At 41.9% G+C, this 14239-nt stretch carries 17 protein-coding genes and 1 tRNA gene; 10 read left to right on the top strand and 8 right to left on the bottom strand.

What is annotated here, in order from left to right:
- Position 1 precedes the first annotated feature (1 nt).
- From prmC to rmuC, 3 genes are all read left to right on the top strand, one after another.
- Positions 2 to 844 (top strand): peptide chain release factor N(5)-glutamine methyltransferase, encoded by an 843-nt coding sequence (prmC, locus tag ICN34_RS06390; RefSeq protein WP_072583420.1) that lies wholly within the window; start codon positions 2 to 4, stop codon positions 842 to 844.
- 106 nt (positions 845 to 950) lie between these two features.
- Positions 951 to 1259 (top strand): Grx4 family monothiol glutaredoxin, encoded by a 309-nt coding sequence (gene grxD, locus ICN34_RS06385; protein WP_072583421.1) that lies wholly within the window; start codon positions 951 to 953, stop codon positions 1257 to 1259.
- A 28-nt stretch (positions 1260 to 1287) separates the two neighbouring features.
- Positions 1288 to 2562 (top strand): DNA recombination protein RmuC, encoded by a 1275-nt coding sequence (gene rmuC, locus ICN34_RS06380; RefSeq protein ID WP_216121504.1) that lies wholly within the window; start codon positions 1288 to 1290, stop codon positions 2560 to 2562.
- A gap of 88 nt (positions 2563 to 2650) precedes the next feature.
- Here rmuC and ICN34_RS06375 read toward each other — a convergent pair whose 3' ends face one another.
- Positions 2651 to 3235 (bottom strand): phasin family protein, encoded by a 585-nt coding sequence (locus tag ICN34_RS06375; RefSeq protein WP_072583423.1) that lies wholly within the window; start codon positions 3233 to 3235, stop codon positions 2651 to 2653.
- A gap of 196 nt (positions 3236 to 3431) precedes the next feature.
- Here ICN34_RS06375 and ICN34_RS06370 point away from each other — a divergent pair, with 196 nt between their 5' ends.
- Positions 3432 to 4760 carry an MFS transporter gene (locus ICN34_RS06370; protein ID WP_216121501.1) on the top strand — a complete coding sequence of 443 codons (1329 nt, stop codon included), beginning with the start codon at positions 3432 to 3434 and terminating at the stop codon, positions 4758 to 4760.
- A gap of 13 nt (positions 4761 to 4773) precedes the next feature.
- Positions 4774 to 5826, top strand: a complete 1053-nt coding sequence (locus tag ICN34_RS06365; protein ID WP_216121499.1) for an acyltransferase — start codon at positions 4774 to 4776, stop codon at positions 5824 to 5826.
- Positions 5827 to 5891: 65 nt separating this feature from the next.
- Here ICN34_RS06365 and ICN34_RS06360 read toward each other — a convergent pair.
- Both ICN34_RS06360 and ICN34_RS06355 read right to left on the bottom strand, forming a co-directional pair.
- Positions 5892 to 5963: transfer RNA gene (locus tag ICN34_RS06360), tRNA-Ser, on the bottom strand.
- A 181-nt stretch (positions 5964 to 6144) separates the two neighbouring features.
- Entirely contained in the window at positions 6145 to 7185 is a 1041-nt protein-coding gene (locus tag ICN34_RS06355) for a nucleotidyltransferase domain-containing protein (RefSeq protein ID WP_216121498.1), read from the bottom strand.
- 183 nt (positions 7186 to 7368) lie between these two features.
- Between ICN34_RS06355 and ICN34_RS06350 the strand changes: the two genes are divergently transcribed.
- Positions 7369 to 8334, top strand: coding sequence for a helix-turn-helix transcriptional regulator (locus ICN34_RS06350; RefSeq protein WP_216121496.1), 966 nt, complete (start codon positions 7369 to 7371; stop codon positions 8332 to 8334).
- A gap of 262 nt (positions 8335 to 8596) precedes the next feature.
- Here ICN34_RS06350 and ICN34_RS06345 read toward each other — a convergent pair whose 3' ends face one another.
- The 4 genes from ICN34_RS06345 to ICN34_RS06330 form a co-directional block, all read right to left on the bottom strand.
- On the bottom strand, positions 8597 to 9088 hold the full coding sequence (locus tag ICN34_RS06345) for a Dps family protein (protein WP_088527746.1): 492 nt from the start codon (positions 9086 to 9088) through the stop codon (positions 8597 to 8599).
- Positions 9089 to 9115: 27 nt separating this feature from the next.
- Positions 9116 to 9541: an organic hydroperoxide resistance protein gene (locus tag ICN34_RS06340; protein WP_088527747.1), complete on the bottom strand. Its 426-nt coding sequence runs from the start codon at positions 9539 to 9541 to the stop codon at positions 9116 to 9118.
- 727 nt (positions 9542 to 10268) lie between these two features.
- Positions 10269 to 10595, bottom strand: a complete 327-nt coding sequence (locus ICN34_RS06335; protein WP_072584036.1) for a hypothetical protein — start codon at positions 10593 to 10595, stop codon at positions 10269 to 10271.
- Positions 10596 to 10618: 23 nt separating this feature from the next.
- Complete coding sequence (locus tag ICN34_RS06330; RefSeq protein WP_072584037.1) at positions 10619 to 10804, bottom strand: hypothetical protein; 186 nt, start codon at positions 10802 to 10804, stop codon at positions 10619 to 10621.
- Between the two features lie 353 nt (positions 10805 to 11157).
- On the opposite strand from ICN34_RS06330, the gene ICN34_RS06325 reads away from it, so the two are divergent.
- The 4 genes from ICN34_RS06325 to ICN34_RS06310 all read left to right on the top strand — a co-directional run bounded on the left by ICN34_RS06325 (position 11158) and on the right by ICN34_RS06310 (position 13550).
- Entirely contained in the window at positions 11158 to 11721 is a 564-nt protein-coding gene (locus ICN34_RS06325; protein ID WP_216121494.1) for an Rrf2 family transcriptional regulator, read from the top strand.
- Positions 11722 to 11793: 72 nt separating this feature from the next.
- Positions 11794 to 12348, top strand: a complete 555-nt coding sequence (locus ICN34_RS06320) for a demethoxyubiquinone hydroxylase family protein (protein WP_216121492.1) — start codon at positions 11794 to 11796, stop codon at positions 12346 to 12348.
- A gap of 42 nt (positions 12349 to 12390) precedes the next feature.
- Entirely contained in the window at positions 12391 to 12999 is a 609-nt protein-coding gene (locus tag ICN34_RS06315; RefSeq protein WP_088527750.1) for a DsbA family protein, read from the top strand.
- A 131-nt stretch (positions 13000 to 13130) separates the two neighbouring features.
- Entirely contained in the window at positions 13131 to 13550 is a 420-nt protein-coding gene (locus tag ICN34_RS06310) for a CHRD domain-containing protein (RefSeq protein WP_072584040.1), read from the top strand.
- A 42-nt stretch (positions 13551 to 13592) separates the two neighbouring features.
- Here ICN34_RS06310 and ICN34_RS06305 read toward each other — a convergent pair whose 3' ends face one another.
- On the bottom strand, positions 13593 to 14225 hold the full coding sequence (locus ICN34_RS06305) for a bifunctional 2-polyprenyl-6-hydroxyphenol methylase/3-demethylubiquinol 3-O-methyltransferase UbiG (RefSeq protein ID WP_216121753.1): 633 nt from the start codon (positions 14223 to 14225) through the stop codon (positions 13593 to 13595).
- Positions 14226 to 14239: the final 14 nt, after the last annotated feature.

Here is a 14239-nt window from a genome sequence, read left to right as displayed (position 1 = left end):
TGTGAACAAGGATTTGAGCCTGCGCTCTCTATTGAGCGATTCAGCACTAGCCCCTGCTGAGGCAAAAATTCTGATGGCCTACATCCTTGAAAAGCATTACCAACTTCCACGCTCTGCCTTGCTGTCGCGTGATGATCTAGAGCTCAATGCCAAAGCGTTTGATGAGTGGAAATCGCTTGAATCCAAGAGAATTCAAGGTGAGCCAATTGCATACCTGATCGGAAAAAGAGGCTTTCACAATATTGAGCTTTATGTTGCTCCTGGAGTACTGATACCGCGCCCCGAGACTGAGCTCTTAGTAGAAATTGGTTTGCGTGAAATCAAACGTTTAAATGCTCTGACCAAAATTCTGGATTTAGGAACAGGCTCGGGTGCCATTGCTTTGGCGATTGCGCATGATGCCCCAAATGCGCAACTTACCGCAACCGATCAATCCACAGAAGCACTAGAAATTGCCAAAATAAATGCCAAGCTATTGAATATTGAGACTCGAGTACAGTTTTTTCAGGGGAGCTGGTATGAGGCTATAGAAGCTAGTGCTTCTTTTGATATTATTCTCAGTAATCCGCCATACATCACATCCCAAGACTCACATCTAAGTCAAGGTGACCTACGCTTTGAGCCAATTTCCGCACTAACAGATCATGGCAACGGACTGACCTGCTTAGAAAACATTATTTCAGGCGCCCAACAACACCTCAGTCCCAATGGCCTGCTTGCCGTTGAGCATGGATTTGACCAATCAGAAGCGGTTGTAGCCCTCATGCAGCAAGCAGGTTTTCAGGATGTCCAAACACATTTGGATTTAGGCGGCCATTATCGTGTCGCCTCAGGCAGAAAATAGGTTGAAATAACCTTTTTTCACATTAAGTCTTAAAATCAATAAAACCTTATTTTCAAACTGTCCTTGCAATAAGACTGTCTCAGTAAAAACTTAGTAGAAAGAATATATGGACTCACAAGCTCAAATTAAAGAAATCGTCACTAGCCACCCAGTTGTACTATTTATGAAGGGAACTGCGCAGTTTCCACAATGTGGCTTTTCTGGAAACGCCATCAATATCTTGCGCGCTAGCGGTGTTGAAAATCTCCATACCGTGAACGTGTTGGAAGATGCTGGTATTCGTCAAGGCATTAAAGAGTTCGCAAATTGGCCAACGATTCCCCAGCTCTATATCAATGGTGAATTTATTGGTGGCTCTGACATCATGACTGAAATGTTCCAGTCTGGTGAACTTCAAAAACTCGTCAAAGCTTAATCAAGTTTTTCGCTGAGACTTTGAAGCTGTGACCTTTGATTTAAGCTCTCTTCTACTATTTGGCCTGCCATTTGGAGTTTGTGCAGGCCTTTTAGTTTATGCCTTAAACCTACGCTCCACCCTTGCTCGTGTTGAGCTACAAGCCCAAACAGATCTTGCTCTAGCGCTCAGCTTGCGTACCGAACGTGACCAAGCATTACAAAACGCGATTCGCCTAGAGGCAGAGTTGGATTCTGAACGCAAACAAGGTCTAGGCAAAATTGAATCACTTAATGAAGCTAAAGAGGCTTTGACAAATCAGTTCAAAAATTTAGCCAACGAAATTCTAGAAGACAAGTCAAAGCGTTTTACCGAACAAAATGCTGCTAGTCTAGATGCTCTATTAAAACCTCTGCAAACTAAGCTTACGGAATTTAAAGAGCAAGTTAGCACCTCTTATGGCAATGAAGCTCGTGAGCGTCATGCTCTCAAAAGTGAAATCGAGCGCTTGGCTAATCTCAATCTGCGCATGTCAGATGAAACGCGCTCCTTAACTCAGGCATTAAAAGGAGACTCTAAGGTTCAGGGTAACTGGGGTGAGCTGGTATTGGAATCCATCCTTGAGTCCTCCGGCTTACGCAAGGGTGAAGAGTATCTTGTGCAAGACACCCAAACGCAAGTTGATGGCTCACGCCTACAGCCTGACGTTGTAATTAAGCTGCCAGAAGGCAGAAGCTTGGTTGTTGACAGCAAAGTCTCCATAACGGCCTATGCCCGACATGCTGAAACTACTGACCCTGCAGTTGCTGAGCAAGAGTTGGCTGCACATATTCAGTCCTTGCGACAACATATCCAAGGCTTATCTGGAAAGAACTATAGCTCGCTTTATGGAGTGGGTTCAGTAGACTTTGTTTTAATGTTTGTGCCGATAGAGCCTGCATTCTTACTGGCATTAAAGACCGTACCCAACTTATATCAAGAAGCTCTGGCAAAAAATATTGTGTTGGTATGTCCAAGCACTCTTATGGCCACTCTGCGAACAGTTGCCCATCTATGGCGACAGGATCATCAAAATCGCAATGCATTAGAAATCGCAAAACAGTGTGGCAACCTTTACGATAAGTTTGTTGGCTTTGTAGATGATCTTGAGAAGCTTGGCCAACGTCTCGATCAAGCGCAAACGAGCTACCACGATGCATTCAATAAATTAAAAACCGGCAAAGGCAATCTCATCCGCTCAGCCGAAAAGGTTCGTGAACTAGGCGTGAAGCCCAGTAAGAATCTATCTCCGCCCCTGATTGAGTCTTCGTCTGATTTCGAATAATGTAGACAAACAAAAACCCCGCTTAGTTTGCACCAAACGGGGTTTTTTAATACCGACTACTTAATCAATAATCTGAGTCAGTAAGCAATTAAGCTGATTTACGGCTACGTGATGCAGGTGTAGCAACTTTCTTAACTTGAGCGATTTGACCTTGTACAGTTTCCATTGCTTGATCAGCAGTTTTTTCTGCAGTAGCAAAAGCTTCTTTGCTAGCAGCGCGGAACTGTTCAAAACCTTGCAATGCGCTACCGTATACAGTCTTGAATGAAGACAAGAAAGTTTCTGAACCAGCAGGTGCATTAGCAGCAACAGTGTTGATCCAATCTTGGAAGCCATCTTGCAACTGGTCGATGCTGGCATCAACTACGTTTACAAATTCTTTATTGCTATCGCGCATTACTTTGCTAACTTTCTTTTGGTAAGCAACAGCTTGGTTACCAGCAGACTGCAAAGTTTCAGTATTTAACATCTCAGCAACTTGCTTAGGATCTTTCGCTGTCAAAACTTGTTGAATACCGTCTTGAGCATTAACCAAAACATCTTTGGAAGCAGCGTAGTTCAGTTCAGCTAATTTTTGAGCATTTTCCAAAGCAGCTTCGCTCAAAGAAAATGTAGCCTCAAGGCCTTTGCTATTAATTTGGGACAATTTAGAGGTGATTTGATCTTGGTTCATGTATTTCTCCAGAAATTAAGTGGTACAACTAGTCAATTAAGCGCACGATTTAAGAGATGAAAAACTGTAGATACCTTAAATATTGCACTGCACCATCAAACTGTAACTGAAGGAATATGACAAATCAAGAAGTTTTTGCTGCTATGCAACAAATATATTCCAAGACAAAAATAAACTTAATATAATCAATAACTTAATGTCATATCCGAATTCCCATTCCTATCGAAAAGTTGCTATTGCAGCCTGTTTTGGAACCTTTTTAGAGTGGTATGACTTCCTGACATTTGCAACCTTGGCAGTGGTTTTTGCACCGCTCTTCTTTCCCTCAACAGACCCCAATACAGCCCTTTTAGCGAGCCTGGCGACTTTTGGCGTTGGAATGGTAGTAAGACCCATTGGAGCTGCCCTATTTGGCTCTATGGGCGATCGGATCGGCCGTAAACCGGTTTTCATGATCACCATTGCATTGATGGGGATAGCAACTGTGAGCGTTGGCTTTTTACCTACTTATGTCCAAGTAGGTATTTGGGCACCCATTCTGTTGGTTGCTCTGCGCCTACTTCAAGGACTCTCTGCTGGCGGTGAAATCGGCGGCAGTGCTGTCTACCTCACCGAACATGCTGGTGATGAGTACAGGGGATTTAAGACTAGCTTCCTCCAACTCATGGGTCCTCTTGGCATCTTGTTTTCCACCTTGCAAATTGCATTCCTCAGAAGCCAGTTATCACCAGAAGAATTTCAATCTTGGGGCTGGCGTGTGCCATTTTGGATTTCAATTGCGCTATTACTCGTAGCGTTCAAAGCGCGCATGGCTTTAGAAGAAACGCCTGTGTTTTTAGAACTGAGCAAATCCCATCAACAATCTACAAGCCCACTACTCAATAACTTTCGCGACCCGCAAACACGTAAACGCATGTTTTTGCTGTTTTTCTGCATCTCTGCGGGAGGGGCAGTGCTTTTCTTTTGCGTGCAAGTCTATACAACGATTTTTCTAAAAACTTCTGTGAAGCTAGCGCCCGAGTTAGTAGACCAATTCAGTATTTATGCGACCTTAGCGTTATTTCCGCTCACTATTTTTGCCGGATGGTTATCGGACAAAATTGGTCGTAAACCAGTAGTCATTTGCGGACTCTTCATGGGTGCTGCTTTTATTCTGCCGGCATTTCATCTGCTCAAGAACATTGGCACGGAATATCTCAACAACCCAGCAATTTCTCTAAATCTTATTTTGATTGGAATGCTACTAATTGGCCTATCTCTAGCACTTGCTTTAGTGGTTGGTCCTCAGACCGCCATGCTGACCGAACTCTTTCCAGCAAAAACCAGAAACAGTGCAGCAACCCTTCCCCATAATCTTGCTGCTGGATGGATTGGTGGCCTACTTCCCTTAATCGTGACCTGGTTAAATCAACGCTGGCAAAGTGATAGTGCCGGCCTGTGGTATCCCACTGTATTTTTAGCAAGCGCTGCTATTGTGGCCCTTCTCTATTTACCAGAGACAAGAAAAATAGATCTACGCCAATAATTAAGGATGCATTTTGCCTAACAACAAACTATACGGCCTTGAAATCATCAGGTTTTTCTCGGCATTAGCTATTTTAATTTTTCACTTCCAACATTTTTCCTTTGTAGGCCAAGCGCCAAATAATTTTGCATTAATGCAGCTACCTTTTTACGACTGGCTAAAACCGGTTTATCTCAATGGTGGCCTTGGCGTACAAATATTTTGGGGCATCAGTGGATTTATATTTTTTTGGAAATACGCCAAAGTGATTGAGCAGAAAGCACTTAATGCAAAGCATTTTTTTGTTCTTCGCTTCTCGCGACTTTATCCTCTACATCTACTAACCCTCTTACTGGTTGCGGGATTACAAATCCTCTACCTACAATCCCACGAATCTAGTTTTGTCTATGGCAATACTGATTGGCGTCATTTTATTCCGCAACTTTTTTTAGCAAGCAATTGGGGTGGTCAAGGCTTCAGCTTTAATGGACCCATATGGTCCATATCAGTTGAGGTATTAATCTACTTATTTTTCTTCTTAGTCGCTCGTTATTTTGGGGCAAGTCTTTTTATAAGTATTGCAGTCCTATTAATATGTACCTTCATTAAGCATTACAACCTGACCGAGTCCTTTATTGTTGATTGCCTTCTTTATTTCTATGTGGGCGGCATGACCGCGGCGCTTTATAGCCGCCTTGAGAGAACAACTTATCGAAAGATATCCCTGCTTATTGCGTTTGTAGTGACTACATGCGCGCCTTTTATATTCCACCTTAGCAATACAAGCTTTTCAAAAATTCTGTTGTTTTGCTATGTCCCCTTTTTAATTTATGCGGGGACAATCAATATTTCCGCCCCTAAAAAATATCATGGAATGATTGCAGCATTCGGCAATATGACCTATTCGAGCTATTTACTGCACTTTCCATTGCAACTACTGATGGTGCTCATTTTCGAGTTCTTCGGCATAGCAATCCCCATCTATGACTCACTCTTCTTTGGAGCATTCCTCCTAGGCATTCTTTTGCTGTCTTACGTTACCTATCGATTTTTTGAGAGGCCTATGCAAGACATCATTAGAAGTTGATGGGATTAGGTTACCCGAAAAAGAAAAAAGCTTCTAAGCGATTAACTTAGAAGCTTTCAAATACTTGGTGCCCCTTGTCCGACTCGAACAGACCACCTACTGATTACAAAGCAGTTTAACAGCTTTGCCAGTAAGGCCTCCCCTATACAGTCATTGGGCTTGGTTGATATTAAACAACATTGGATCACGTTTTTATCAGCTTAGGTTGACACTTTGTTGACGAATTTTCAATGAGGGGTCTTGTTGAGCACTTACGCCATACAGAATTAGTATGCCTCAATTTTAATGCGTTGCTTAATTCAAATTAAACGTTCAACTTCACTTCAGGGGCTTAACAATTCTCCGGTTACCCGTATCATCAACCGCAATCTTATCGGCAACGGCTGATGGAAACACCTTGATATCCTCAAAGCTATATTGCGGCAAATGACTGTTAATCAAATCAACCACAATACGGGCCTGACTAGCATCACGGATGCGCTTGCCCGGATCTCTATCGGGTTGATCAGCCATCCACAGCTTGAATAAAGCAAAAGCACGTGGATCAACTGTATTCATACGGGCCATCTTGCCATTAACGCCAACGATAACCTCACTAAATTTGGGTGCACTGAGTAACCAATCTGCATTACGCGCTTTTACTACCCAAAAATCATCAACCAGAGTACTAAAGCGACCAGGCTCAGCATCACTGCCCTGACCCATACGGCGCAAAATATCAACCTCATAGCCATCTTTATTAACAGCGGTATACAGCTGGTCATCACGCAGCGTGAAGGTTGAATCAATGCTCTGAAGAAAGCCCAGCATACCGCCAGCAAGGGTATTTTCTTGAGTAAACAAGCTTAATTTTTTACGGTTATCCCATAGCAAGTCAACATCCCGAGTTGCCAGATGAGCCTCATTAAGGCGGACCCCAGCGGCAGTCTCATAGGCATATAGCGCGTTAGTGCCAATAATGGTGAACTTGTCAGACATGCCAGCATCGCTCAACCCAACCAGGATATCAATAATGATGTTGGGTGTTCTGCCCACCCTTAGCGCACGATTTAGTCGCTGATGCTTTACAGCGGCTTGCTTTAACCCTGACGAGAGTTCTGCCGCACGCGCTTTACCAGCAGTAAATTTGTTGTAGATGGCTTCTGTTTCAGCGCTTTTAGCACCAAGGCCGGTTTGGTCGCCCCTAGTAGTCGTGCGCACCAGATATTCCTTACCTTTAACGGTTTTCCAAACCATTCCTCCACGAAACTCTGCCGACCGTAATTTAGCCTGCTCTAAAGCGGTAAATGCGCTTTTAGCGTCAATATATTGCCGGATGGAATCTTCGGGAAGATCTATTATTTCCAAGTTATTTTGCATTTTAATAAATTACTTGGAAATATAGGCGTTGTCAATCAAAACCCCTGTATAGCCCCACTAATTACGTAAAACTTTGGACCTTATACATAGCAGGCATTCAAAAACTAATTTTTATGACTTCAAATAAAGGTGTAAATTGTTACTTAACATTAATAATAATTAAGTAACTTTTAAAAGGTCCATATGTCAAACGGAAAAACGCTGGTGCAAATTGCCTTAGAGATATTGAAATGCAATCAAACAGAATTAGCTATAGAGATGGGTGTCTCAAAAGTCCAGATCAGCAAGTGGAAGAATGGGGAGTCAATGTCGGCAGTTATGGAAAAGAAACTGCGCGATATAACCCAGGCTGGAGACCTTGATCCCGATTTTGTAATCTCTTGCGGATCGGTGGACGACGCTAAAAAATGGGCCAAATTGATCACTTACCAAATGTATAACAATGAGGCCGAACTAGATTATGGGATTGAGGATGAAGCGGTTTGTGCCGAGCTAATGAGAATCTTAGCCCTCATTGGGGTCAACATCCCAAAACCTTTTCCGCAAGAGTTCATTTTGCAATGGGAATATGAGGAAATGTATGACCACTATGGCGAGGGCAATGATAAGGTTGATGCGACGATAGATGCATTTGAAGAGCAGCCCCTCATTCATTTAATCAGATCAATTTTTGATAATTACGCCTGCATTGATCATTTCATTGGAATGTATGTATCCAACCTGGGATTAAATCATCCAAACTTTCAAAATCTGGAAGCCAAGCAAGAGATCTTGCATCGTAAGCTTGAGCTTGCTACAGCAAAGGCCAATGTGAATAAAGAAATCGCGCCTTTATTTGGAAAGTTTCAGTTCATCACGATGAGTGATTTCAGCAATTTAATTGGTGAAGTTAAGGCGAAGGCATATGAATTAGGCCTTCCGCTTGAAGCCGAATTGAATGACCTAATAACCGAGAATCCTGAGAACATTAGGGATGACACTAGTGACCGGGATATGTGGATATTTCAAAGTCAGCGCAGCCATCCAGATATCTATATGAACGAATTGCTGGAAGGAATGAGGGCGATCCATGCAGTACTACCTTTGATTCTTAAAAAACTGGATATTAGCCCAGAGGAGATAAATGCTGCACTTACTGAGGCGCCCTGACTGAGGGGCGGCGAGAGTATGACTTTTCTCTGATGGGATCTGTGGCTGCTTTTAAGGCTCATTTGGACGCCGATAACTCACTAGGTTGCAATCTTAAATGTCTCAATTCGGCCCAGAAGCGGTCGGTAGAGCAGATGATTGAAGACTTTGTATTGACGGAGTAATTCTCCCCGGGGAGTAAAGAAAATAGCCCATCAATTGAATTGGGCTATTTTCTTTTAGGCCTAATATCAATCTATCTTTTTAAACGACGCCGATGGAGTTACTCTTCCAATAAACTTCTTAGCATCCAAGCAGTTTTCTCGTGAATATCTTGTCGTTGAGTTAGTAGATCCGCTGTAGGTTGATCATTCGCTTTTTCTACTAAAGGGAAAAGTTTGCGAGCAGTTTTCGCAGTAGCCTCTTGAGCCTTCACAAGATACTTGACCATATCCATTGCTTTAGGTACCCCATCCACTTCTTTGATGGAGGTAAGCTTTGAGAATTCCTTATAAGTACCCGGTGCTGGTTCCCCAAGCGCCCTGATTCGTTCTGCTATTAAATCAAGCGCTGCCCATTGCTCAGTGTATTGAGTCATAAACATAGTGTGAAGGGTGTTAAACATTGGACCTTTCACATTCCAATGAAAGTTATGAGTCATCAAATAGAGAGAGTAGCTGTCCGCCAAAAGCTCTGATAATCCTTTAGCAATGGCCTTGCGATCTTTTTCACTAATGCCAATATCTATTATGGTTTTAGTTAATTTGTTACTCATAAGTTCCCCTTCATTGGAAATAATGATTTATATGACGGAAATATCAACTGCAATATTGCCACGAGTAGCGTTGGAATAGGGGCAAACCTGATGAGCCGCATCGACTAAGTCTTTAGCAGCCTTTTTTTCTAAGCCTGGTAAGGCTATGGCCAACTTAACAGCGATACCAAATCCTTGTGGGATTGGACCGATATCAACACTGGCGTCAATTGAAGCATCATCAGGCACCTTTACTTTTTTCAATCCTGCTACGTGCTTAAGCGCTCCCATAAAACAAGCTGAGTAACCAGCTGCAAATAATTGCTCTGGATTAGTGGCTGTACCAGCGCCACCCATAGCTTTAGGTGCTGATAGAGTTACATTCAGCAGGCCATCATCGCTAACTGCCTTGCCATCTCGGCCACCAGTAGTGTGGGTGTGGGCTGTGTACATTATTTTATCCAGCGTATTCATGATACTTTTCTCTCTAATTAAATATTTTTAACGAATAAAGTGCTTGGCGATATCAAAGACAGTTAATCCAGCTCCAAGAGCATTGATGCAAACTCCTGCGTATAACTTCATTGGATTCTTTGATTGGATAAAAGTTGACATATCTTTCTCCTATTTTCTGGTGCAAAAGAAGGTAGCTAAATCCTTTTCAAACTCGTGATTGAGAAAGTACAGGCCTTCAGATAAGTGGTGATGATTCTTCATTTCTCGCTCCTTTAGTTTTTTAATGGCGATGAAGTGATTCTGGGGGATATTAAGATATCGGTCCAATGAATTAAATTGAATTTAATGATCGATAATATCGATAACAAGATTTGGATATGATCATACTAATCATTCCGATCTCAACGCACCCCTTAAGACTTTGAATGACAATGTAAAAAATGTTTATGGAACTGAGGATGTGGCCAATCATTGAGAAGATACGCTTTAAATACGACTGCATTATGGTTTTGTATTGGTATACCCTTATTAGCCGTTTCAACGCAGCCAATGAGGCGAACCCTCGATAGTTCTCTCGAAGTTCTGGCAGTAATTAGCTCCACCTCTGGGGTAGGTTCAATTATGGTTATTTAGGATAGAGCAGTAATCCTATCAAGAGGCGTACTTTAATGGGACAACTCGCGAAGCTTTTTTTGTGCTGGTCAAGCATCGATTTAAGCGACGCTTACTAAGTCAGTATTGAGGATTACGTATTCATCTTGGGGTCAACCATAACGCAAGCCTTCATTCCCTTTAACTCCATGGCCTTGAGCCACTCAGGTTTTATTTTTGGATTCATTATTAATTCATTCACTTGTCGATTAGAGGCATTTTTAGCGACGAATTCAGCTTGACATCCACAGTAAGCCGTGAAGTCTTCTTCAGTAAGGGTCTTACCCTTAAGATCTTTATGCTCAGCCACTTGTTCACTTATGCAATTTTTTTGATAATCCTTAGAAATTGCCTGAGCAAAAGATGGGTTGGCTACTACTAACAAAAAAGCTAACGATAAAGCGGTTCGAAATATTGGCATTGTGCGTTTCCTTTTCATGCAATTTATATGGTGGAAATTCTTCCATAAACATCAAGGTCGGACTCATCAACCTCCAAAAAGTCATCTTCGATCACAGAAGCTCCTTCTAAGTTTTCGATATATTCCCGGATAGCGTAGTAAGGAGGCATCTGTGCTTCATTGTCATCCTGGGGATCCCAGACTTTGTAACGAAAAACGGTTAATTTCATGTGATTTTTGGTTAAACGTAACTCATGAGCCTAAAAGATGATTCATATGGCGCCTCAAGTAAGCCTTGCGAGCCTCGACTAAAACTATGACCAAATTACTCAGAAACTGTTTGAACTGTCTCATTTAAAGCTCCTTTGGTTAAAAATACTAGGGTTACTACTTAATTAGTATGCGCTTTAAGTGCCTAGATTGCAGGGCAGCAAAAACCCCTCTATTAGTAGTTTTATACGTAATAACCCTAATAGGTTCAGAATTAAATTGTCTCCCGACCCGTATTTAAGGTCCTTAAGTCGCCCTCGGGCGACTTCTTTTTAAGTCATTTCTACCGTGTCGTTAATAAAAGGAAAGTGTCATGTTGAAGTACATCAATAGGTCGCTTGAACAAACTATCAATACCTTGATTGATATCACCGCCTATTCACGATTTGGCGTTCCGGTTAGAGCAATTGACATCGCTAAACGTCAGCACCTTTCTTTAAGTCGTATGGAAATAGTGCTCTCCGCGCTCAAGTCTGCTTATTTAATACGAGCTGCCAAAGGACGAAGGGGCGGATACTACTTAGCTAAAGACCCACAAAGTATGACGATGAAAGATGTGTTTTTAGCAGTCAATCACTTTAGATCCAGAAAAGTAGTTATCGCAGACTTTGCTAAAGAGATCGTAGAATCTTTTGAATCCTATATGCGTGATTGTCTATCTAAGATTGCAGTAGCATCATCTTCGAAAGATGCGAGAACAAGGTCCTTTCAAATTGAGATCATTCCAGCCTGGGACTCGCAAAAGTATCAGTTACAAGAAATCTCCAAAAAGGGTAAATGGGATTCTCAAAGCGTTCTGATTACAAAAGCCGAATTACAAAAAGCAGAAAAGCTCGGGCCCAACTCTATATTTGATTTTAGTAACTACCTTCAATAATAAAATGAGATTGATGAAAAAGATGCGACAGTTTTATGATGAAGTTATAAGTTATATCCGGGCTTATCTCAGATGAGCGGTGTAATCGAGCGTAGTCATGCTTCTTATTCCGTCTATTTAGAGCGTGAGTTACGCTCAGATCATGCCGGCGAAACGGGTGCTATCTATATCTACAAAGGTATTATTGTCATTGCAAAATTACGTAAAGATCAGAAGCTCATCAGTTTTGCCAAGCATCATGGAGCCACTGAGGCTGAGCATTTACAGTTAATAGAGTCTATTTTCGAGGCCAAGCATCGAAGTCGTTTGCTTGTTCCTTGGCGCATTGCGGGATGGTTAACTGGGGCAATACCAGCGCTATTTGGAAGAAAAGCAGTTTATGCAACGATTGATGCTGTTGAGACATTTGTAGAGCAACATTACCAGCAACAGATTGAATATCTGCAAAAAAATGGTAGTCATGATGATTTGCTTAAGCTCCTCATGCGTTGCCAAGCCGACGAAATAAATCATAAAAATGAAGCAAGATCAAAAGTTGTGAGCCCTAGGCCCTTAACTCTAAGGCTTTGGTGTGCTTTAGTAAGGAGTGGATCGGCAGTAGCTGTTTTATTAGCCAGGCAGATTTAAAGAATATGATGTTGGTAGTTAATTAAACGAGGTGGAGAAGTAATGATTCAGATTCAGATCTGGGCTGACTTTGAATGTCCATATAGTTACTTTCAGACTATCGTTCTTGAAAAGCTCGAAACAAAGTATCAAGACAGACTAGAGATAGTATGGAGAGCATTTGAATTAACCCCAGTTGAGGGCAATATATCTCCCTCACAATCCTACATGGATAATCTTGAGGCCGCTAAGTCTGAGCCCATTGTTATGCAAGAGAATCTTAAGCTTTTAACGCCAAAATTTCTAACCTATACATGGCTTGCGCAAGAGAGTGTTTACTTTGCTAATTCTCAAGGGAAATCATTAAAACTTGCTAGAGCCTTATTTGACGCATTCTTTTTGCAAGGAATGGATATTGGTAGCGAAGCGGCGGTAATGCAGATTGCTTCTCAAGAAGGTATTGATATTGAACGCCTAAAACAAGCTGTTGATAACGGCGAATTGACCAAACACGTTATGGCCGATGAGCAAGAGTTCAAGACTTACGGGTTTCAAGGGCTTCCAGCAATGCTTATCGGTGAAAAGAATTTTTCTCCTCGTAGTTTCATGCCTGTAAATGGATATCAAACGTTTGATGAGCTATCTGAAATCATTCAGGGCCTTGTTATGTAATGATGCTCTTAGTCATTAAAGATCAGATTGGTCCAATTTAAGGCTTTTCCTCAAAAATTTAATCTGCCAACATATCTCATTAAGCTAGTTGTGATAGTCTAAACCCAGGACTAAACCAATAGGAGATACAAATGAAGATAACTCATGTTTTAGCAAAAGTTGTTTTGGGATTGTGTGTTGGCGTCGCTTCATTAGGTGCTTTTGCACAGTCAATGAAAGTAACTCTTACTGGCTCTCAAGAGGTGCCACCAGTAATGACCTCAGCTTCTGGGGTAGGCGCAATCATGGTTGCTCCAGACGGAGCGGTGTCGGGAACCATCACAACGACAGGTATCGAGGCAACCATGGCACATATTCATGAGGCGCCGATGGGCCAAAATGGCCCAGTTATTGTTCCATTTACCAAGACTTCAGATAATGTTTGGACTGCCCCCGCTGGTGCCAAGTTAACGGATGCCCAGCTCCAAAGCTTGAAGAGCGGCAATCTTTATCTCAATGTTCATAGTGCCACCAATAAACCTGGTGAAATAAGAGCCCAACTTAAGCCTTAGATTAAATATTCTTAGCTAAGGCCACTAAGAATGATTGAAGAACTACTTTTTCCAAACGCTTGCCAGCCATGGCTGTTGTTCAATTGGTAGTCCACTTGGCCTATAGTAATGTTCAATTTCAGTAAATTTTGCATCGGTCATAAAAGATCTCCAGCTCTCTAAATCATGATATGAGCCAAATCGGTCTCCGTACCAAACTTCTTCGTTATTACCCCGAGGGTTTGAGCTAAAAAGAATACCGTTGGGTTTTAAGCATGCCCATAAATTACTTAGTACTTTGGGTAATAGCTTATTGGGAATATGAAATAGTGAAGCGTTCGCAAAAATACCGTCAAACGTGTTATCTGGCAAAGATAAGTTAAAAAAATTCTGAACTAGGATTTCGCAACCGCTTTTCGTTTTAGCTATTTGAGCCGCTTCTTTGCTACCTTCAAGCCCAACAGCAACATGACCAAGCTTAGCAAAGGTTTGTAGATCTCTTCCCGGACCACATCCAAAATCCAGAATATGAAACGGTGGCTCAGTCTTGATTGTGCTTAATAGGGCATCAATATTTTGACTGACATCATGATCTTTTGTGCCCTCATAATAAGTAACAGCATGTTGATCATAATGCGCGATAGTCGTTTGTGAGATTAAAGCGGATTCACTTATGAGATTTTTAAATGTAGACATAATGAGTTTGAAAC

Source organism: Polynucleobacter sp. Tro8-14-1 (assembly GCF_018881655.1).
Taxonomy (GTDB): Bacteria; Pseudomonadota; Gammaproteobacteria; order Burkholderiales; family Burkholderiaceae; genus Polynucleobacter.
Note: the sequence above shows the minus strand (reverse complement) of the source record. Positions and strands in the feature narration are given on the sequence as shown.

Excerpts from the sequence above, each read along its gene's own strand:
- grxD (WP_072583421.1), top strand. The coding sequence starts at position 951 with ATGGACTCACAAGCTCAAATTAAAGAAATCGTCACTAGCCACCCAGTT.
- ICN34_RS06375 (WP_072583423.1), bottom strand. The coding sequence starts at position 3,235 with ATGAACCAAGATCAAATCACCTCTAAATTGTCCCAAATTAATAGCAAA.
- ICN34_RS06370 (WP_216121501.1), top strand. The coding sequence starts at position 3,432 with ATGTCATATCCGAATTCCCATTCCTATCGAAAAGTTGCTATTGCAGCC.
- ICN34_RS06355 (WP_216121498.1), bottom strand. The coding sequence starts at position 7,185 with ATGCAAAATAACTTGGAAATAATAGATCTTCCCGAAGATTCCATCCGG.
- ICN34_RS06350 (WP_216121496.1), top strand. The coding sequence starts at position 7,369 with ATGTCAAACGGAAAAACGCTGGTGCAAATTGCCTTAGAGATATTGAAA.
- ICN34_RS06345 (WP_088527746.1), bottom strand. The coding sequence starts at position 9,088 with ATGAGTAACAAATTAACTAAAACCATAATAGATATTGGCATTAGTGAA.
- ICN34_RS06340 (WP_088527747.1), bottom strand. The coding sequence starts at position 9,541 with ATGAATACGCTGGATAAAATAATGTACACAGCCCACACCCACACTACT.
- ICN34_RS06335 (WP_072584036.1), bottom strand. The coding sequence starts at position 10,595 with ATGCCAATATTTCGAACCGCTTTATCGTTAGCTTTTTTGTTAGTAGTA.
- ICN34_RS06330 (WP_072584037.1), bottom strand. The coding sequence starts at position 10,804 with ATGAAATTAACCGTTTTTCGTTACAAAGTCTGGGATCCCCAGGATGAC.
- ICN34_RS06325 (WP_216121494.1), top strand. The coding sequence starts at position 11,158 with ATGTTGAAGTACATCAATAGGTCGCTTGAACAAACTATCAATACCTTG.
- ICN34_RS06320 (WP_216121492.1), top strand. The coding sequence starts at position 11,794 with ATGAGCGGTGTAATCGAGCGTAGTCATGCTTCTTATTCCGTCTATTTA.
- ICN34_RS06315 (WP_088527750.1), top strand. The coding sequence starts at position 12,391 with ATGATTCAGATTCAGATCTGGGCTGACTTTGAATGTCCATATAGTTAC.
- ICN34_RS06310 (WP_072584040.1), top strand. The coding sequence starts at position 13,131 with ATGAAGATAACTCATGTTTTAGCAAAAGTTGTTTTGGGATTGTGTGTT.
- ICN34_RS06305 (WP_216121753.1), bottom strand. The coding sequence starts at position 14,225 with ATGTCTACATTTAAAAATCTCATAAGTGAATCCGCTTTAATCTCACAA.